The 20,888-nt window shown below is 40.8% G+C and carries 18 protein-coding genes; 11 read left to right on the top strand and 7 right to left on the bottom strand.

What is annotated here, in order from left to right:
• Positions 1-19: 19 nt before the first annotated feature.
• Entirely contained in the window at positions 20-733 is a 714-nt protein-coding gene (locus tag DUE52_RS32025; RefSeq protein WP_133299747.1) for a hypothetical protein, read from the bottom strand.
• A 331-nt stretch (positions 734-1,064) separates the two neighbouring features.
• Between DUE52_RS32025 and DUE52_RS03130 the strand changes: the two genes are divergently transcribed.
• The 3 genes from DUE52_RS03130 (at position 1,065) to DUE52_RS03120 (ending at position 7,430) form a co-directional block, all read left to right on the top strand.
• Complete coding sequence (locus DUE52_RS03130) at positions 1,065-4,136, top strand: Eco57I restriction-modification methylase domain-containing protein (protein ID WP_114404488.1); 3,072 nt, start codon at positions 1,065-1,067, stop codon at positions 4,134-4,136.
• 2 nt (positions 4,137-4,138) lie between these two features.
• Entirely contained in the window at positions 4,139-5,788 is a 1,650-nt protein-coding gene (locus DUE52_RS03125; RefSeq protein ID WP_114404486.1) for an Eco57I restriction-modification methylase domain-containing protein, read from the top strand.
• 115 nt (positions 5,789-5,903) lie between these two features.
• Positions 5,904-7,430: a hypothetical protein gene (locus DUE52_RS03120; RefSeq protein ID WP_165840853.1), complete on the top strand. Its 1,527-nt coding sequence runs from the start codon at positions 5,904-5,906 to the stop codon at positions 7,428-7,430.
• 77 nt (positions 7,431-7,507) lie between these two features.
• Here the strand turns inward: DUE52_RS03120 and DUE52_RS03115 are convergent, their stop codons facing one another.
• The 3 genes from DUE52_RS03115 to DUE52_RS03110 are packed head-to-tail and all read right to left on the bottom strand — an operon-like array spanning position 7,508 to position 9,333.
• The gene (locus DUE52_RS03115; protein ID WP_165840852.1) at positions 7,508-8,302 is read right to left on the bottom strand and encodes an ImmA/IrrE family metallo-endopeptidase; all 795 of its coding nucleotides are present in this window, start codon (positions 8,300-8,302) and stop codon (positions 7,508-7,510) included.
• Positions 8,295-8,639, bottom strand: a complete 345-nt coding sequence (locus DUE52_RS32300; protein WP_165840851.1) for a hypothetical protein — start codon at positions 8,637-8,639, stop codon at positions 8,295-8,297. The genes DUE52_RS03115 and DUE52_RS32300 overlap by 8 nt, the downstream gene beginning before the upstream one ends.
• Position 8,640: 1 nt before the next feature.
• A complete protein-coding gene (locus tag DUE52_RS03110) occupies positions 8,641-9,333 on the bottom strand; it encodes a hypothetical protein (RefSeq protein WP_114404482.1) in 693 nt (230 codons plus the stop codon).
• Between the two features lie 92 nt (positions 9,334-9,425).
• On the opposite strand from DUE52_RS03110, the gene DUE52_RS03105 reads away from it, so the two are divergent.
• The 8 genes from DUE52_RS03105 to DUE52_RS03075 all read left to right on the top strand — a co-directional run bounded on the left by DUE52_RS03105 (position 9,426) and on the right by DUE52_RS03075 (position 16,466).
• Positions 9,426-10,505, top strand: coding sequence for a nucleotidyltransferase domain-containing protein (locus tag DUE52_RS03105; RefSeq protein ID WP_114404480.1), 1,080 nt, complete (start codon positions 9,426-9,428; stop codon positions 10,503-10,505).
• Between the two features lie 6 nt (positions 10,506-10,511).
• Positions 10,512-12,233, top strand: a complete 1,722-nt coding sequence (locus DUE52_RS03100) for a ThiF family adenylyltransferase (RefSeq protein ID WP_114404479.1) — start codon at positions 10,512-10,514, stop codon at positions 12,231-12,233.
• The gene (locus DUE52_RS03095) at positions 12,233-12,760 is read left to right on the top strand and encodes a Mov34/MPN/PAD-1 family protein (RefSeq protein WP_222930248.1); all 528 of its coding nucleotides are present in this window, start codon (positions 12,233-12,235) and stop codon (positions 12,758-12,760) included. The genes DUE52_RS03100 and DUE52_RS03095 overlap by 1 nt, the downstream gene beginning before the upstream one ends.
• Positions 12,741-13,001 carry a hypothetical protein gene (locus DUE52_RS33205; protein WP_510186370.1) on the top strand — a complete coding sequence of 87 codons (261 nt, stop codon included), beginning with the start codon at positions 12,741-12,743 and terminating at the stop codon, positions 12,999-13,001. The genes DUE52_RS03095 and DUE52_RS33205 overlap by 20 nt, the downstream gene beginning before the upstream one ends.
• A 25-nt stretch (positions 13,002-13,026) precedes the next feature.
• Positions 13,027-14,244 carry an SAVED domain-containing protein gene (locus DUE52_RS03090; protein WP_114404478.1) on the top strand — a complete coding sequence of 406 codons (1,218 nt, stop codon included), beginning with the start codon at positions 13,027-13,029 and terminating at the stop codon, positions 14,242-14,244.
• Between the two features lie 44 nt (positions 14,245-14,288).
• Positions 14,289-14,918: a hypothetical protein gene (locus DUE52_RS03085; protein WP_114404477.1), complete on the top strand. Its 630-nt coding sequence runs from the start codon at positions 14,289-14,291 to the stop codon at positions 14,916-14,918.
• A 187-nt stretch (positions 14,919-15,105) separates the two neighbouring features.
• Entirely contained in the window at positions 15,106-15,591 is a 486-nt protein-coding gene (locus DUE52_RS03080) for a HEPN family nuclease (protein ID WP_114404476.1), read from the top strand.
• A gap of 50 nt (positions 15,592-15,641) precedes the next feature.
• Positions 15,642-16,466, top strand: coding sequence for a GGDEF domain-containing protein (locus DUE52_RS03075; RefSeq protein ID WP_114404475.1), 825 nt, complete (start codon positions 15,642-15,644; stop codon positions 16,464-16,466).
• 195 nt (positions 16,467-16,661) lie between these two features.
• On the opposite strand, the gene DUE52_RS03070 is transcribed toward DUE52_RS03075, so the two are convergent.
• The 3 genes from DUE52_RS03070 to DUE52_RS03060 all read right to left on the bottom strand — a co-directional run bounded on the left by DUE52_RS03070 (position 16,662) and on the right by DUE52_RS03060 (position 20,879).
• Positions 16,662-18,032, bottom strand: a complete 1,371-nt coding sequence (locus DUE52_RS03070) for an FAD-dependent oxidoreductase (RefSeq protein WP_114404474.1) — start codon at positions 18,030-18,032, stop codon at positions 16,662-16,664.
• Positions 18,033-18,045: 13 nt separating this feature from the next.
• A complete protein-coding gene (locus DUE52_RS03065; RefSeq protein ID WP_114404473.1) occupies positions 18,046-19,290 on the bottom strand; it encodes a Gfo/Idh/MocA family protein in 1,245 nt (414 codons plus the stop codon).
• A gap of 134 nt (positions 19,291-19,424) precedes the next feature.
• On the bottom strand, positions 19,425-20,879 hold the full coding sequence (locus DUE52_RS03060; RefSeq protein WP_114404472.1) for a SusD/RagB family nutrient-binding outer membrane lipoprotein: 1,455 nt from the start codon (positions 20,877-20,879) through the stop codon (positions 19,425-19,427).
• Between the last annotated feature and the right edge of the window lie 9 nt (positions 20,880-20,888).

Genomic DNA, 20,888 nt, shown 5'->3' with positions numbered 1-20,888 from the left:
GTAAAAGGATAAGTAAAAGCTATTCTCCGACATGAGGAGGTAAACCTTTGTATCGGTTAATATATACAGCTTCTACTTGTGCAGAAAAGGACTCGATTCGTAAAGGTGATAGTGGGTCTGGTAAAGTGGGATTAATTATACTCGTTACCGGATTCCATAAAACTAATGAAATTGATTCGGCTCTATGTGATGGTTCATTAAAATCTAGACGTCTAGAAAGCCTTTCTAAAGTTTGAATGACCGCAGATAACCGAGGTTCAGTTATACATACTTCGGGAATGATTACCATAAAACCAACAATTGCATGGGGAAAGCGTGTATGAACGGTTGTTGCCTCTGTTGCTAAGTCATTGATCATATTCTGCCAATTTTTCTTTACGCTTTTCGTATCATTCAAGGATTTTGAATCAAACGCGAACCGAATTCCATCGGGTCGATAACCTACATCAAAATTCTGAGGTCTAACGCCACCGACTACCCGAACGGGACCCACTTCGACACAATTTGGATGACTAGGCGTTAACGCATTTTTATTTGGCACTACGACAGCGATGTTTCCCAACATGACTGCTAAGGCACGACCGACCTCTTGATCAAAAACCTCGCATAAGGCACTAGATGAATTAGGTGGTGAACGGGTTAGTTTGCCTCCATTATCTTGCCAAGCCTGCCCGAAAGGCAATAAAGCAGCAGGTGATACATGTAGGGCTGGCATTGGTTGTAGTAAACTCATAGATTGATTCTTTTTTAATCGTTTGCTGCTCTTCTCAGTAAAATCCGAACTGAAAGAGTTAATATACTAATGAATAGTAAATTTTGCATTAAGCGAATTCGGGTCCAGCTTTAAAATTTCGATCCGTTTTCGACTCGTTAATGTACTACCCTTTTTGATCATGCACTTAATTAAGTAGGCAATTAGCGCTACTTACTCAAGATTGGAATTGGGTTAACGAGCGATTGGGCCTACTAAAAATGGCCAATGATTAAACCTGATTTGTTAAAGTGCATTCCAATCGCAGTATTCAGTAACTTTAGTGCCAAGTACTTGACCCTAACCATACGACATGCCATTAAGTAAGGAGGATACATTCTCCCAAGTTCAAGCGTTAACGCAATCATTTTCCTACCAATATGCCTATTATCGAACTGCCGCTTATAGTGAAGCTCAGTTACGAATTGATTACCTAAACCCGCTTTTAAAAGCATTCGGTTGGGACGTCGATAATACAGAAGGCAAATCAGCCTATCTGCGAGACGTTATACAGGAAGAGTCTATTGCCATAGAAGAGAACGACACAGATGGCAATTCAGTGATTGCTAAAAAAAATCCTGACTACACCTTACGCGTTGCAGGTGCACGGAAGTTATTTGTAGAAGCCAAAAAAGTATCCGTTGATGTCGTAGGCAATCCTAAACCTGCTTTTCAAACCCGTCGCTACGGCTGGAACGCGGGCTTACTGGTATCTATCCTGACTAATTTTGATAAGATCATTGTATATGATTGCCGAGTTAAGCCTACGGCTGTTGATCCAGCTTCCACCGCTCGGCTAAGACTTTTCTCCTATCAGGACCTTATTGATAAGTTTGATGAAATTTATGAGTTGCTGTCTTTTGAGTCAGTAGCCTCAGGCCAACTGGAAGAAACCTATTCTACGACTCCTAAACTCGCTCAACCCTTTGACTCCTACTTTTTAGGACAGATCGAACATTGGCGTAATCTGCTGGCCACTGATATTATGGCCCGCCACAACTTGGATGAGGTTACCATTAACTACTTGGTTCAACGGCTGCTGAACCGAATCGTTTTTCTACGAATCTGTGAAGACCGAACGATAGAGAAATACGCTACTCTTCAACAGATAACTAATTATGAAGAATTAAAAGCCATGTTTCTGCGGGCAGATAAGCGCTATAATGCTGGCTTATTTGATTTTATTGAAGATGAGCTGTCCCTAAAAGTATCTATCAATACGGCCACCTTGGTAGACATTTTTAACGAGCTTTATTATCCACAAAGCCCATACGATTTCTCCGTTATTGATCCCGCTATTCTTAGTCAGATCTATGAACACTATTTGGGTAACCGGATTGCTGTAAGTGACACGGGGTCTGTTGCCATTGTTGCCGAAGCTGAAATTGCGGCATCTGATGGTGTAGTGCCAACGCCTAAAGTAATAGTAGAGAAAATTGTCCATGAAACACTTCAACCCTTACTCGTTGGTAAAAACATCCCTGATGTAATCCGATTGCGAATTGCTGATATCTGCTGTGGCTCCGGGATATTTTTGCTGACTATTTATGATCAGCTGCTAATCTATGTAGCCAGTCGATTGGAGGTAGACCGGTTACCAGTCGAATGGGTCATAAAAACGACAAACAACGACCAGCGCATCAGTATTTGGGGCAAACAGCAGATACTGCTCAATTGCCTATACGGTTTAGATATTAACCCTTACGCGGTGGAAGTGGCCAAATTTAGTTTATATCTGAAACTGCTAGAAGGAGAGACATCGTCTACGACGGACGATTTTGTTAGTCGCTATAAAAATGGCGTTTTGCCCTCCCTTTCCGATACAATCAAATGTGGTAATGCTTTAGTTGACAACTCGATCGTTACGGTAATTCCGTCTATTCTGCATAATGACGAATTACTTTACCGCATAAAGCCTTTCGATTGGTTAGCGGAATTTCCTTTTCTTTCTGAAACCGGTGGATTCGATGCCATTGTAGGAAACCCGCCTTACATTCGGATTCAAAATATGGCTCGCTATGCAGCCGAAGAATTGGTCTACTATCAATCAAATGTATCAGGCTACGGGGGGACGGGGCATGAAAGCTTTGATAAATATTATCTATTCATCCAGCGAGCGTTACGTCTTCTCAATTCCACTGGGTGGCTGGGTTATATCGTGCCCAACAAATTTTTTACACTAACCGGTGGTCGGGTACTCAGAGAGTTTATCATAACCAATAGCCATGTCCATAAACTGATCCATTTTGGCGTAACGCAGATCTTCCCAGGCCGATCTACGTATACGGCTATTTTGTTGCTCAGTCGTCAAAAAGCGCAAGAATTTACGCTGGTCAAAATAGCAAGCCTAGCCCTTGAGTTGTGGAAAGAACCCTTATCCGCTACGTACCCACATGCACAGCTTGACGGTGATCCCTGGATATTTATTTCTCCGCAAACGGAAACTATTTTTTCAAAAATTCGAGCAGGCCAAGTTAGATCATTGAAGCACATTGCCGATATTCCAGTAGGCTTACAGACGAGTGCCGATCCAATTTACATCATTGAGCCCTATCAGGAGGATACTCACTACTATTACTTTAAAAAACTAAAGACTGAATGGAAGATCGAGAAAGCCTTGTGTTGTCCTTGTCTTTACAAGGCTTCTCTTCATCTATTTCAAACAGTTACCCCCAACACTCAACTGCTATTTCCCTATAGCATCAGTGCAGCTGGTGCTGAATTAATGGATGAAGCTACGCTTCAAACTACTTATCCATACGGTTGGGCTTATCTGGTACATCACCGTCAACAGTTAGAAAAAAGAAGTATTAATGGGTCCAAAAAACCCAAGTGGTATCAGTATGGGCGGTCGCAGAGCCTCACCAAATTTCATCAGGCGCCTAAGCTAATTTGGTCGGTTCTATCCCTCCAGGCCGCTTATGCCTACGATGACCAAAATTCTCTATTCACGGGTGGGGGAAATGGTCCTTACTACGCCATACTGCAAACATCTGATTACTCCCTTTACTATATTTTGGCTATCTTGAGCCATCCGTTATGGGAAGCAATGATCAAAGCGGGTACTAGTCCATTCCGAGGAGGATACTATTCACATGGTCGTCAGTTCGTTGAGAGCTTGCCTATCCATACAATAGACTTTGCCAACCCTGACCAACGAGCGGTTCATGATGCCATTGTTATGGAAGCAAGGCAAATGATAGACACGCAAAAAACGTTTGATACATTAAAAAATCCGCTGAAACGTGACGTGCTGAAACGCAAACTGACGTTTATTCGGGCAAGGCTGATTCAATTAGTCGACGATTTATACGGCATAACGCATGCTGATAAACAAGTTGTAGCAAACGATGAATTACTGCATCGACGCGAAACAGATAATTAATTATGGGAGTAGCAATTAATGCTAAACTAGATCATGACAAGTTAAGAGGTGGTTATTATACCCCTAAACCGATTGCCGATTTTATTTGTCGATGGGGTATTACCTCACCAACCGAAACTGTATTGGAACCCAGCTGCGGTGATGGTAACTTTCTAGAGGCTGCTATTGAACGATATGAAGCATTAGGGGTCGCTAGAAAGGATTTGCCCGGGCGAATTCAAGGGGTTGAATTGTCTGAAATTGAAGCGGACAAAGCTCAGGAGCGGATAGGTCGGTATGGCTTGAATGGGACAACTGTCATTAATTCAGATTTTTTTAGTTTCGTACGTGACCATCGAGATAACCGCTATGATGTAGTCGTAGGCAATCCACCCTTTATTCGCTACCAAACGTTTCCCGAAGAGCATCGCAACCGGGCAATTACGCTGATGGCCGAAGTGGGTTTGATCCCCAATAAACTAACTAACATTTGGGTTCCATTCCTAGTAGTCTCAGCGAGTTTGCTGAATGAAACAGGACGACTAGGTATGGTCATTCCAGCCGAATTATTTCAAGTGAAATATGCGGCTGATACACGCGTGTTCCTGTCAAATTTCTTCGAGCGGATTACCATCGTGACGTTTCGTAAGTTAGTCTTTGACACAATCCAGCAGGAAGTTGTTTTACTGCTTTGTGAGAAAAGTGTAACTGACCGAGGGGGTATTCGGGTTGTCGAGCTAGATGGGCTGGCCGATTTACAAGCCATTGATCTGGATCAGTTACTGGACAAGCCTGTTAAGCAAATTGAACATAACTCCGAAAAGTGGACCAAGTACTTCCTTGAGGAAGAAGAAATAGCCCTGCTTAGACGCATCAAATTGGATGATCGGATTCAGATGTGTGGCACCTATATGGAAGTTGATGTAGGGGTTGTAACCGGTCGAAACGAGTTCTTTATGATGAACAAAGAGCAAGTGGAGGCTTGGAAGGTCGAACCGTTCTTACGCCCAGTGGTTAGTAAGTCTCCACACCTGAAAGGAATTACATTCAAACCGGATGATTTCGAGCTCAATAAAAAAAGTGGTTATCCTGTCCACTTATTTCTGCCTCCTAATCAACCGTTTGAAGAATTACCCCAGCCATGTCGAGAGTACATCGTTTATGGAGAAGATAAACAGTATAATACGGGTTATAAATGTCAGGTCCGTAAACGCTGGTATGTAACCCCATCACTTAAAATACCTGATGGATTTGCCCTGCGTCAAGTTAATGAGTTTCCAAAACTAGCTATTAATGAAGCGGATGCACTTTCAACAGATACCATACATCGAGTTAAATTCAAACCAGGCGTGAATAAAGGCCGGGCCGTTCTTTCTTATTTAAATTCGCTAACCTTTGCTTTTTCGGAGATTTTGGGGCGAAGTTATGGTGGGGGAGTATTGACGTTTGAACCAACTGAGGTTGAGGAATTGCCGCTACCTTTTTTAACTGGGGACGTACTGGACTTTGATGAGATTGACCAACTAATGCGCCAAAAGCGGATTCATGAGGTACTTGATATAGTTGATAAAGTATTACTAATCGATCAACTTGGTTTCTCGATTTCGGAAGTCGCGCAATTACGGTCTATTTGGAAAAAATTATCCGGCCGAAGGATAGGCCGTAAACATTAATTAGAAAAAATAAGCATGTAGATCATTGAAATGGAATTACCTCTTTCTCAACAAGAGGTAATTCCAAAAACTGTATACAAAACTATAAATAATGACTAGGCAAAATAATAAGTTATTGAAAACATTTGAAATTATAAATGATTTAGAAAAAAAACACAAAAGTATAACTGTAAATTTTAATGGTCAATCTAAAAAACTAAGACTATATAAAGATTTTGAGAATGGTTTTTTAATAAACCACTACCATAATCGACTATTATTTAATTATAATTCAGATTTAAGTGACATTAAAATTGCAACTCATAACAATGATTTGTTTATAATCAAGGCCAAATATAAAGACTATTCCACATTAACAATTAACAATTTTTATTCGGAAAGTTTTACAAAAGAGGAAAGTAGCCAATTCCGGCTTTTGATTCCAGTGAAAAGTAAAATATTTATTGATCATTTTATCCAACAGAATATTTCACAAGATATAGTTATAGAATATATTAATTTAAATATCAGTCTTTATCAGCACGAAACAGAGCCAGATAAGTCCGCATTCTTAATATTTGAAAGTCTAAGTGCTGTTTCGTTGAATACTTTTGAAAAATATTGCTTTTCCATAATTATATCACTTAATTATATAATTGGCAACATTTGCTTTAATGAAGGATATTTCTTTTCTTATAATATAAATGATTTTGAAACACCTAAAAGCTTATTCTACTCTAAACTTATAAGTGGATCGCACTCCATTTTCTCGCCATTAGGCAATGTTAATCTTTTTAGCCCAATAAGAAAATTCACTAGTGAATCTCAGCCAATGAGTAGTGCTGTATTTTCTAAGCTATGCCAATGGTCCAACGACTCATCTCATTTCTCATCTGTGCTGCAATTGATAATTGAAGCGAGAAGTGCTTCGCTTGCAATTATGCCATCTGGTTTTTTTGTTGCACTAGAAGGAATAACCACATTAATAAATACTAGTTCTATCTCAGAATCAAAAAATCAAGTAGAGGCAAAACAATATATACTTGGAAATTTTATTGAAAACTTGGAAATTGAGATGAACAAATACAATGAAAAAGCAAAAGTTAACTTTAAAGATATAATAGAAGAAGAAAAACAAAGAGCTAGAATTGTTAAAAAACTTCTTAGACAATGCAAAAATATGGCAAATAGCACAATCATTGATTTTAATGAGATAGTTAATAACGAAAAGTCAATAAAAGATAAAATTGTTAAAAAGTATATTAAATACTTAGAGGTTTTAATTGAAAAGGAGACTCAAAAATTAGGAGATTTCAAGACAGTAATTGAGGAGTTTAAGGTGTCTGAAAAAATAAATAATTTACTGCGAAAACCAAAAAATAGAGATGTTTTTACCAATATTTTCTCAGAATTGGACATTATTTTATCAGAATATGATGAAAAATCTTTAGATAAACGCAATTATTTTCTTCATGGGAACATTTCACTTACTGCCAAAACAGATAAGGAAATAGATAACAATAATATTCTTCTGTATGCAATGAACGTATATACATTATTAAACGCTTTAATTTTAAAGTCAATTGGATATGACGGAAAGATCCTTGATTGGCATAAAATATTTTTAAAATTAGAAGAAGATTATACTCGCAATATAAACTAATTATATTTATGGGCCAAACAACAAGCTGCTGTCCACTATTAATTTCATAAGACCTTATAATAAAAAACAAATTAGAATTACCATATGATGGTAAAAACCATATTAAAATTATCATAATAAAAGCACTGTTCATTTAAAGTATAGGTGTTGCGTTCATAATTAATGTATTCAAACCAATCTTCGGCAAAAATCTTTTCTGGATGATTATATCGTTTTTTATTTTTATAGTATTCCCCTGTCACAGTAGTTAAAGGTACACGGTTATGTGTTTTTTTTAAATACTTAAACTCAAAGTCATCGCTTTTCCAATCCCAAAGAATTTCACAATCCTTTGAGCAAATAACGACAATAGGATGGTTCCCAATATTAACATACCGAAGTAAGGTTGCTACCAAACTAGTATGGTATTTCTTGGAAAGTGATTGTATTAATTCTATGGACATCCTCTGGTGGTTGCAATCAGTCCTAAACCGGGTCTCAGGCATTAATAAAGAACATGAAAAATAATCAGCTTCAAGTTCCACTGGATTTTTAGACGAAAAATCGGTTACTGAAGGGTGTGAAGGCGTTCGGCCTGCTTTTAAGGCTATCCGGTGTTCGTCCAAAAAATAGTGTCCTAACTCATGTCCAAACGTAAATCGACTCCTGGGACTATCCTGACGCTTGAGTTTTGTTAAGTTCATATAGATGTGAAAACCGCCGGCTTTGTGTTCAATTAATCCATCAAAATAATCATCATAATACCCGTAATTAAAAGTAATCCCATTATCTACAGCAATTTGTTCGGGTAAAATAAGACTATTGGGAAAGTATAAATTTGAAATGTATTCGGCGGTGTTCGATATAACCCGCTTTCTAAAAAGACTAATCACTTTCCCTTTTTGATTTAGTAGCATTGAGACGATCCCGAAGCATTTGATCTCTAACATTAGATGGAATCTCTTTTCCTTCCCGTGCAGCCTGGGCCAGATTATCTTGCGTTTCCTCATTGATCTGGATGCGAAAATTAGCCTCAAAAGATATAATTCCGCGATTAATAATGTCAGCAGCGGACGTGATACTTGAGGGAATGTTCTGGAAAATATCCTGATGATTTGCTTCTAAAAATTTGACTTGTTCAATCAATATTGGGAATAAATATCCATTGGACCGCAACGAGTAGGTCAATTTAGATTCGGGGAGGTAGTGAAATTGCTCTTGATTTTCCATGTTATTTATTTTTTAAAACCCGAAGTTGGTTTATTTTATCTACTACTTTTCGCCGGGCAACACTTTTGACTTTTCTAAAATTCACCTTTGTAATATGCCAAAGCATACAGGTAGCATCAATGAAAGTAGAGGGAAGGTACTTACCCTCTTGTTCATAAGCTGAGCTCTGGACAAGGATATAGCGTTCCATATCATTGAGGGTAGCTAAAGCTTGATCGAGCAAACTTCGTTCGTAGGAAACCGGCTCTTCAATCCCTTCATCAGCAGGAATGTTCTCCAAGTCTTCTTCAGCGATTGGAACATCAGCCACGAGTTGGATAGCAGGTCTGTTTCTTAACTGACGTAGCAGCAATTTGTGCTCGTTATCAGCAATGCGGCCAATCCACGCTTTAATTCCTAAAGTCATGTCAGAAGCTTTTACTTCGGAGGGATTAAAAGTTTCTGCCCGAAGGTAGACTTTCATAAATGTGTTCTGAAAAACGGCTTCAAATAATTCGTTAGAAGATCCCGGAAATTGCGAAGAAACATTGCGCGCAACACCAAATAGAAATTGCTCGTACCGCTCATAGAATACCTGGAATGCGGCCCTTGCCAGGGATTCATTTTCTTCTCGTAAAGCGATAAGCTTCAACAAAGCTTCATCGCTTTTTTGTCGCAGTTCAGTAATCGAACTTGAAAGTACATTTTTATTCATAATGCGGCATAAATAGTAATATTCAAAAGCGTGAATTCGAGATTTAAATCACGCTTTTGAATATACACTTAAAAGCAACTATTTTAACGTATATGGCAAACGTACAAAAGCAATTCGATCAATACCACAACCAGATAAAACTTCGGCAGGAGGAGACCATTCTAGCGGAAAAACGGGACATTATCCGTAAAAAGCTAAAAGAAAACCTTCCAAAAGTATTCGAAGATCATGACGAGGAAAATTTGGTACCTGAGTTTTGTGACCAGGGAAGCTATGAGATGGGAACAGGGATTAAACCGTTGGATGGAGAATACGACATCGATCAGGGAGTTTATTTCCCCACGTCAAAAGATAACGGAACGTACGCAAAAGATCCGGTTCTACTAAAAGAACGGGTACATGAAGCCCTGGAAGGACATACTAAGGACGTTTGCATTCGTCGTCCCTGCGTTACTGTGTTCTACCAAAAAGATGGTGAACGTGTTTTTCACGTGGATTTGGCCATTTATTCGGACAGTAGTAGTAATACGGATAACACCGATTACTTGGCCATGGGCAAGCGAAATTCCGGTGATGATTACCGGGAATGGCAACGGTCGAATCCGACGGTGTTGAAAGACACGTTTTTTAGACGCTTTTCGAATGACGAACCAGCTCGTAAGCAATTCCGCCGAGTTATCCGGTACATGAAGCGGTGGAAAGATCTAAATTTCTCCAGTGATGGAAACAATGCCCCTCGGGGAATTGGACTAACAATCAGCGCCCATGAGGGATTTATGCCCAAATACTCTGATCCAATCACTTACAAACCCGATGATCTGGAAGCATTACTAGGGCTTGTTAATTATATGGTAAATAGCTTCTTTTCGATTACGCGAAATGAAAATGGCAATCTCATAACAGTTAGAAGATTGACAGCCTATCTTCCGGTTGAACCCAACACGGATATTTATGCCCGAATGTCCGATTCACAAATGCAAAGCTTTGAAGACAAACTGAAAAATTTAAAAACTGCCTTGGAAAAAGCAACCTCCGAAGTGGATACGGTTGAGGCTTGCAAAATTTTGGCTAGCGACAAGGTATTAGGAGATTGTTTTCCTATTCCAACAAAAGAAGCCACAGCGGTTGTTACCAAATCCGCAGCCGTTGCCTCATCCAGTAACGCAGGCTAATTAGCAATGCAAAAACATGAAGCATTAATTATTCTGGACCTATTGAAGACGGATGATAGTCTTCAGGAGTCAGAACTTGTCCCTAATGTGGAGGGAAATACGATTGCAATTTCAGGAAAGGTTTCAATAGAAGGCCATAAAATAAAAATCCTTCTTGTTCTTGATCCTGATTTTCCTAGAAGCTTACCATATATTTTTTTACAAAATGGCAGCGAATATGAAGATTTGCCCCATGTTTTAAAAGAGAACATGGTTTGCTATCAAACCACCGAAGGGATTATTCTTGATGAAAAACAGCCCGCTGAAATAATCCGGTGGGCAATCCAGAAAGCAGTGATTGTACTGGCTGATGGCAAAAAGGGTGCTAATTGGGGTGATTATGCGGACGAGTTTGAAGTGTATTGGGGCTACGTGAGTAGTAGCTCAATTATAAACTTAGTCAACACAACGGCTAAATCGCATGAAGTAAAGCTGTTTAAAAACGGTCAGAAAAGTTACTTAGCACAATCAGTGGGGGATGTTGCCCGTTATTTGCACCTTGATATTGACAAGGTCAGACAAAAATTCCCAATTGAGGAGCGAAGTGCAATTTTCGTTTTACCCGTTGGAACGGTTATTAGACCACCCCGTTTCGATCAACCTTTTTGGTTAGTTGACGAATTAAAGCGGGTTATACAACCAGCACTTGATACATTGTCGGTCAAACAATACAAGCAGTACATTAAGTTAAATAATTCGATGAGCGGCACGATGGTATTTGCCTTACCTCGGCCGAGTGGTGGGTTTTCCTTATTTGGCGTTTCATACGTCAGTCCAGAGGGCAATCATCCTTTTTCAGAACGAGGTAACTCTGCAAAAATACAGCCTATTAAGGTTTTACGCGAAGAAGCTAGCTATATACTCCCACGCGGTGGGAGTAAGACTGCACACAGTTCAAAACGTGTACTTTTAGTTGGGAGTGGAGCAGTAGGAGGGTATGTAGCTCATGAACTAGTACGGGCAGGCGTGATGAATTTGACAGTGGTAGATTCAGACAAAATGAGTCTGGAAAATACCTTCCGGCACGTTCTAGGAAATGCGTACCAAGGTCGCCCAAAAGCTTCGTCAATGCGCGATGAGTTGAACCGGAAGTTTCCGTATGCGGACATAGTAGCAATTGATACTTCCATAGAACAAGCGGTAAACGATGGGTTGGTCCGGTTTTCTACGTTCGATCTAGTAATAAGTGCTTTAGGCAAACCTACCACCGAAATTTGGTTGAACGAACAGGCCGTTAAATACGCAAAGGTTCCTATCTTGTTTGGATGGGTAGAGCCGTTAGGAATTGGCGGGCATGCATTGCTAGCGCAACCTGGCATAAAAGGATGCTTTAAATGCTTGTATAGCTCGATTGACCCGGAGGATGCCATGGCTAACCGAGCTGCTTTCGCCGGTAAAAATCAATGGTTTGGTAAATCATTGTCAGGCTGTGGTCAATTACACACACCGTACGGTTCATTAGATGCATCACGAACCGCAAATTTAATGACGCAACTAGCTTTGGATTCACTGACAGGAAAAGAGACCAAAGGCATGTTACTGTCCTGGAAGGGCGATTCCGCTGAGTTTTTAAAACAGAAATATGTGCTTTCGGAACGATTTAAAACCAGTGAGGAACAGCTTTATCATACTCGATATTTATTTGCCTCTTCCGCATGTCCTATCTGCGGTAGGCTACCAAATATATAATGAGTTTAGCCAAACAAACCTACTTGTTATTTCAACGTCCTAATGGTGGGCATTTAAAAGTGGTCACTCAGGCGTTGCAGCAGATGGTTCCTTATCTGCAACACAAATCTGTCGATTGTGAAGCCGGGGGAATCTTACTGGGCCGGTTACTGCGTGACAGCAATGATATCGTTGTGGATGAGGTGACTATTCCTATGCCAGGAGATAAACGTAACCGGTATGCTTTTTACCGCGCTAAGCGAAGGCATCAGGAAATTATAAACCAACGTTGGCAGGAGAGCAGTGGTACCTGTATTTACTTAGGAGAATGGCATACACATCCGGAACGTATACCGACTCCATCAACTATCGATCTAAAAGATTGGCAGCGCAAGCTTAAGACTGATACGTTTGAAAATGACCTGTTTTTCTTAATTCTGGGCATAGAAGAAGCAAGAATGTGGACTGGTAAGCAGAAATCTCACGAGATGCGACCGATGATTAACATTTACCAAAACAATCCTGATTATGACAGAAAGCTCACCTGAACCTCAACTTTTCACCCTAATTCGGCATAGTGACGAATCGGGCCTTAGTGGAAAGGGAAGAGTATTGGATGGTGTCATTTTTCATACGGGTCAGGTGGTCATTTGCTGGCGAAGTGATCTAAATCAAGAAAAAGCCTCATTCAGTAGCTTAGCTATCTATGAGTCCTGGGAGGCCTTCAAATTTATACATATTGATTCTCACCCTCCTACCCAGACAGAAGTCCAATTTAGGAACCATTGATTTTTGAAATTTTACTTAAGTGATCATGGAAACCAGAAAAACAAAAAAAAGAAAAAGTGACGCATCAACAACTGCGCAACGAAAAAAGCCTAGCGCAAAAGTTCAACAATTATTATACGTAAGGGCGGGTGGACGATGTCAATTGTGTCAAACCTATTTATTAGAAAGTGAAGACTTAGGCTATTACGAATTTAACAGGGGGGAAAAAGCCCACATTGTAGGACAAAGTTTAAATGAATCCTCTCCCCGTAGTAATTACCCACTAGTAAAAGAATTACGCGAGGAGGTGGATAATTTCATGTTGCTTTGCCCCACTCACCACCAAACGATAGATCAGGCAATAGCCCAGGGCGATTTTACTGTCGAAATACTGCGCGAATTGAAGCGCCAACGCGAAGCACACATTAAACATGTTACAGGTATACCACAAAATTACAAAACCTGCATCGTACGAGTAATTGGCAACATCCGGGGTAACACAGTTCAGATTACTCGATCAGAATGTAACAACGCAACTTTGTTTCATGATCCTTCACGATTTGCCGATTTTAGTTTAGACTATCATAGGCAGGGAGTCGAAATCGATCTTACCAATTTAGGGGAGCCAGAAGAAAATCTGGCATACTATGAGACAGCGAAATTGATTGTAGATAAAAATTTAAAGATTATAAGGCAGGGAATCGAACAAAAAGAAATTGACCATATATCAGTTTTCGCCTTTGCCAGAATTCCTATTCTGGTCTATCTAGGTTTTCAATTAGGCAACAAAGTCGGTAGCACCTTTTTTCAGCGCCGACGAGTTGATGCCAACCATTGGCATTGGAAAAGGGAAGAAGCCACTCAGCTATTTGATTGGGAGCTGTTGCAATCTACTTCCAATAACAATAAAGTGGCAGTAATTCTTAATATTAGTGGATCCATCCATCTGGATGAACTTCCAGATGAAATAAAAGACAGTTATAACATCTATGCAATAAGGCCAGTAGGTGTTGATCCAAATCCTGATATTGTGTTGACACTAGAGTCATTAATTGAATTCCGTATCTGTTATCGAAAATTTTTAGCTAATATTGAGGTAATGCATAAACTTACCCCAAGCATTCATTTGTTTCCGGCCGTACCTCTTTCAATCGCAATTGCCAGTGGATCTGATTTGATGCCTCATGCACATCCTGGTTTAATTGTATATGATCGTATGCCACAAGTTTTTAAGCCTGTTTTGTCAATCAATTCAATAATTTGAGTTACAACAAATATTATAAGCAAAACAGATAACTTCAAATTACCATGATCTTTCTTGCTAGAATGACTTATAATTACAATAATAATTGGGAAAAGCCATCGGGACCTAATTATAAATCAACTGATAATGATCAAGCTTTTGAAGCAAAATTCAAATTTGGGTTTGAAGAATGGTTTAGGTGTAAAAGACATGAGATTAATGGTCTTCAATATGCTTATATTGAAAGTTTAGAATCATACCATTGTGAGTCAAAAATAATATTACACACAATTAGACACAATGGTAAAAATAAGAAGAGTGACAGGAAATTAGTAGGTGTATTATATAAAAGTGAATACTATACAGATTGGAACGATATTACTTTGGATGCATTATCGAATGCACTTTACGGTGAAATGAAAACAGAATTAAAGGATGCCTTAAAGATCCTTCCAATTTATGAACAACAATTAGCTATTAATCAGCTTAACATCCATAAAAATTCAATTTCAGGAAAAGATAAACCGTTATTTAATGTTAGGTTTAAAAAAGAGGATTTCAATTATATTTTTTCAAAAAAAATAGATTCTACTTTAATTACAAAGAACAACAGATTTGGAATTGAAAAAATAGATGATGAAATCCTTGAGAGGTATCCATATTCAATTCAAGAAATATTGTTAAGTGTTAGATGATTTAAGATCACTATATGATTTGTAAGTAGTTATATTACTAAATCAAATCAAAATAGATAAGCATTATTGATAATTATAGTTTACAAAAAATAATTATCAGGAACAATAATTATTTAAATTAATCTGATAAATTTAGGAGGGGTTTATAGTGGAGGGCTATAGACACATTTAAAATTTTTATTTAAATATGGGGAATTACAAAAATATCGAAACCGAGTTTATAGAGAGAACTCTAGAACTAATATCTCAATATGATGAAAAAATGCAAAGCTTAGATTTTGAAAAACAGTTCAATCATACCTTATTAATTAATTGTTTATTAGGGATAATAGTGCTACCCAAGGAGAAAACAATTTCGTATTTACCTACGGATAGAATTACTGAGGATTTGAAAAGAGAAATGGGTATCGGTAATTCAACTATTAATAAAGATATAACAGACATGAGATCATTAATAGTTGGTTTGAGACATTCTATATCTCATTTTGATATCCAGTTCAATTCAAATGACGATGATTTCTTAATTGATAAAATTGTATTTTTAGACAATAAACGATCATCTAATTATATCGTAGCTACTTTTTTATCGGAGGAGCTGTTAAATTTTATTCGATATTATGGAGGATGGGTTGTTCATAGTATTAACAAAAACATGATAAATGAACAAGCATAATTGATAAGATTAAGGATATAGGTTTAATTTCTATTTGTATATAATATATAATGAACAAGAAAAGAATATATGATGTAATTGGGGCGGTAATTGCTACTTTGATAGCTACCGCAATCACAAATAAATGGGACAAGTTTATTAGTTTTATCAATAGTGAAATAAGTATCCCGTTATATTTTATTTTGCTTATTGTAATTGTAGCTGTATTTATGTCATTCCTTATATCTAATGGACTACTTATACGAAAGTATGAAAAGAAAATAAAAAATATAGAAAGTGAAAGAGCTTTAAAAATAGATTCACTTAAAGAAGAATTGATCGAAATTAAAAGCAAATATATTGAATTAGAGAAGGTATCAGCTATTGATGATTTAACAAACGCTTTTAATAGTAATCAGATCAATATATTTTTAGAAGAGAAAATTACCGATTCAAATAAAATGAACAAAACATTTTCAGTAATTTTAATTGACATTGATAATTTCAAGAGAATTAATGATAATCATGGTCATGAGGTCGGAAATTTGATCTTAAAGCAAATTTCCGACCTCATAAGACCTCGGTCTAAAGACGATATTTTCATTAGATATGGTGGTGATGAATTTTTGATATTATCTAAAATTGGAGACACTATTCAAAACGGGTATGGTTATGCAGAAAGGATTAGAAAAGAAGTTAATGATTATCAATTCTTAATAAATTATGAACAAATGGGAAAAGAAAATTTATCCATAAGTTGTGGTGTAACTGATTTCAAACCAGGTCTTGATTCAAAAGAAACCGTAAAAGCTAGAGTTGATTCTGCACTAAATAAAGCAAAATCAAAAAAGGCAGATGGTAGTGAAAAAAACTTTGTTCAAGTGCTGGATAGATAGGAACTAACAACGATATACTCCTATACTGTAAAACAGAGCACTAGGTTAACATAATTAAATTTATATAACTCAAGACTTTCAAAACAAATGACTGATGACCAACAAGTTAAAATGATACCGTCCCAAAAATTAACAACTACTAAAATTGATTTAATCTTCGAAACGGTACCAACAAAGTTTACAATCCTCTCTATTTTAAGCCTTCGCCACTTCCTTCCATTGCACTTCATGCGCTAATCGATTCGTGAGCGATGCTTTTGCCGCTACTTTTCCGGCGGCTTCCCCCATGGCCACTGCGTTGCCCGTTACCCGATAGCTGGCGTGGGCGAAAAAATCCCCGCTGATGCATCTCCCAGCCATCATTAATCCGCCTACTTCACTGGCAATCAGCGACCGCAAGGGGATGTCATAAGGTTGCACTTTAATTCCCTCACTGCCATACCCTTTATCACCCTTCCCATCCACCGAGTGGATATCCACGGCAAATTTCACCCGGCAAACCGCATCGTCAAAACGCGAGCCTTTAATAAGGTCTTCCCGATTGACTGTGTATAAACCCTTGATCCTTCGGCCTTCTCGCAGTCCAATTTGCTCCGAAGTGGCCACAATTCTTAAATCACTCCAGATACCGCCTTTTTTCCGAAGCTTGTTTACCATGTTATTGACCTCCAAGCGCGACTCCATAGTTGCCTGGGTGATCTCCTGTGCATCCAACGCATTCATGTTGTACTGATGATTTGCCATCATTGCAAACAGGTCGTCCCGAATCAAAAACAGGGTGGGCATACCGTATGAGGGATCCATGCCGACGCTTCTGATCTCTTCGCGAAGATTAATTTTGTGTTGAGAGTTCTTTACCCCCGCGTGACTGATCAGGTTATTGCGCACCATGTCGTACTTGGTGATTCCGGTCAAAATGGCCATCATGGAAGCGGGTTGCGCCAAACCGGTGCTTGGATGCCCTTTCACAAAGCTACAGCCGGCCTGGGCCGCCAAATCCCCATTCCCGGTGGTGTCGATGAACGTCTTGGCCCGCCAGGCTTCTCTTCCCGACTGGCTTTCGGTAACGATCGTTTCCAGCCTTTTCTTGCTATTGGTATAAGCCGCTACGACACGGGTGTGCAATCTGACGTCCACCCCTGCATCCTTGCAAAGCTGGTCAAGGATCACCTTCATCGCTTCGGCGTCATAGTTGGTTGCCGACACCTGCGCGCCGGACCGAGTCAGTGCATCGAGGATTTCCTGCATAATACCACCCTTATTTTCATGTTCGATCAGGTTGCACAGCAAACCCGCCGTCCAGATTCCACCTAAACAACCGTGGAACTCAATGAGCCTCGTTTTCGCACCGTTTCGGGCCGAAGCTATGGCCGCAGCCACCCCGGCCGGCCCACCGCCACAGACAATCACGTCAACATCTTCCACAACGGTAAGCTTTTTGGCCGGTTCCTGAAAAACGGAGGCACCGCGTTTATCCGCTTCGCGGCCCCAGGTTAGCCCGGTAGAGGATGCTACCGGCAGAATTGTACCCATGATTCCAAGACCTAACAATTCTCTTCTTTTCATGCTATTATGCTGTTTAGTTATATGAATCAGACCATTTTATGATTGATCTTTTTTGGATGGCTTCATTTGCCATGTCGACGGATACCGCTGATACGTGCCCGGTTTCCACGTTGGAAAAAGGTTTTCGTCCTTCACGGATGCACAACGCAAAATGCGCCAGTGCGCCCTCCGTGGGAAGCACATCGTCTCTGGCCGGATTTTTTACACGGATTGGCACGCCTTCCTGGTTATCCCAGGCCAATTTGGTAGCACCCGACACCCCGTCGACCGCTTTTTCTGTCTCGATATTCTCCGCATAGATCTTCGCCCGATGGCCATTCTCACCCATCACTTCCACCGACCCTCTATCGCCCAGAATCTTGATGGAATAACCCTGCCACGCATTCGTCGTCAGCGAAGTAAAACTGGCCTTTACTCCTTTACTGTAGTGCACCAATAAATGGACATTATCGAAAGTATCGCGTCCATCCTTCCAATAATCAATGCCTCCCATGCCGGTAATAAGATCCGGCTTGTCGTCGAGCAGCCAGTTGAGGATGTCCATTTGGTGCGAGCAGAGCTCCGCCACCAGTCCACCCGAGTATTTCTGATACATGCGCCAATTGACCAAATGTTCCAGGTCAGGGTAATCAGCATTGCCCCGAAATGCCAGACCATCTGGCAATGGTCTTCGCCAGTCACCGCGCCGGTTCCAGGTACATTCCACCCGCTCGATTCGGCCACAGTACTCTTTTTCAAGGAGAAACTTGATTTCGGCATAGATTGGGTTGAACCGATGCTGATAACCTACCTGAAAGACGAGCCGTGAGTTGGCTACCAGTTGTCGTAAGGCGAGCGACTCATTGCCGTTATGTGTCATGGTTTTCTCACAGTACACGTGTTTCCCGGCCTGCAAGGCAGCTTTGGCCATTTCAAAATGGAGAAATAACGGGGTTGCGATGATAACCGCTTGCACCTGTTTATCCTCTAGCATACGCCGGTAATCACCATAAACGGCGACCCGTTTCCCTATTTCTTTCTGACAAGTCTCGCTATTGGCTTCCAGAAGATCGCAACAGGCGACCACTTCAAGGGCTGGCAGGGATGAAGCTATTTTGGCCAACCACTTCCCTCTTGCACCGGCTCCTATCAGGCCAATACGAGTCCCATCATCCGCGCCCTGAACAAAAGACGCGTTGGCTGAAAGCCAAGGTTGTGACAACAAACCGGCCGTCAAGCCCATTTTTTTGATAAACGATCGCCTGTTCAATTCCATCATTACGCTGTTTCCTCCGTTTGACAACTGGTACCTGCCCGGTTGTGATCAACTCTCGTTACGCCCGTTTTACCGACCGGTTTTCTGAACCCGCGTGCCCTAAACCTGCTGCCAAAACCGTATTATGTCACTTCGTTTCATTTTGCCCAGAACAATTTGGTCGATGGGTCAAAAAGCGTCGTGAGGTTGACATTCTTAGGCACTTGCGGGTTTCTGGTAAGCTCCGAATCCGGATAGGGCACCCGGTTGGCTAAGCCGCTTGGATCTGTGATGACCATGAACAATTCCCGGCGAACATCATTATAGGCCTCCAGGGGTTGATCGTAGAACAGGTAGATGTACTTTTGCAACAGAATGTGCCGGAGCGTCAGCTGGGCAGCCGACGGCGACACCTTGGGCAGAGCCAGATAAGCGTTGATTTTGTCGTTTGAAAGAGCGGTTGCCGGATTGAAGAGGGAAGCTTGTTTCAACGAGGTCTGTACCGCTACTTGATAGGCGGCATAAGCCGCCGTTCGATTGCCCAACCTCAACTGGGCTTCCGCTTCGATGTATTTCAGTTCCGCATAAGTGGCCAACGGCTGCGGAGAATTCAGCAGCTTTAAAACGGCGGGCTTTGAATAAAACCGTCCATCCAGCCGGGGCTCTCCAAAATCCCCACCGGCCAGACCGTTTGGCGCGGGTTTTACGGCTCCGCTGATCCTTGAAAACCAGATAGCGGTTCGCGGATCATCTTCCACATTCGAGCTCGAACTGAACCACGCCAGGGCGTTGTAAATGCCGTTGCCCATGGCAAATTCGGGTTGGGATTGCTGGGCACCTGAATAGGGGTTTTCGAAGTTACGGTTTTCGGCATACTGCTTAAAAACAAAACCTTCCGTTTCATTGACAAATGATTTTTCCAGAAGACTCAAAACGTTGTTGGCCGAGGCAACCGGATCGGCATTGCTCAGTCGATTGAACAACCTGATTTTTAAGGCATAGGCGGTTTTTTTCCAGGAGGTCATGTTGCCGGCGAAAACCAGGTCGTCACTGCCCGGCTTAACCGGTGCGGTTGCCCCTTTATCCAGATTACCAACCGCTTCGTCCAGAATGCTTTGCAGGTTTTTATAGATGTCCTGGGCGTTGTCAAACTTCGGCTGGCGTATGACACCGGCCTGTAGGGCTTCGCTCATGGGAATATCACCGTACAAATCCACCAGATTGGCGTACGAGTAGGCCGTCAGTACGTCGGCGATGCCTGCATAACCCCAGGCCTCAGCAGCAATAGCCTTCTCCTTCAGCAGCTTCATGTCGTTCAAGGCTGCGTAGGCTCCCGACCAGCCCCCCGAGTTGTAGGAGGTCATGGTATTGTAAATTCCGCCCATTCCCAGAACGTTGGTATGATGCTCCACATAATACGAAGTCAATCGATTGGAAGAGCTCCCTGCCACGGCCTTGACGTAGCCCATTGTAGCCTGCGGCAAACGCGTATTGAGCGGAGCATCATTCACCTGGTTGGGGTTGCGATCGATTTCATTCATGATGCTTTCCGAACAGGAACCCATCATAACCAGTAGAATGGCGGTTGCGATAAATAGTCTATATGATTTCATGGCGTCCGG

Source organism: Larkinella punicea (assembly GCF_003334855.1).
GTDB classification, from domain to species: Bacteria; Bacteroidota; Bacteroidia; order Cytophagales; family Spirosomataceae; genus Larkinella; species Larkinella punicea.
The sequence above is the reverse complement of the archived record's forward strand: the minus strand, read 5'-3'. Positions and strand labels throughout refer to the sequence as shown.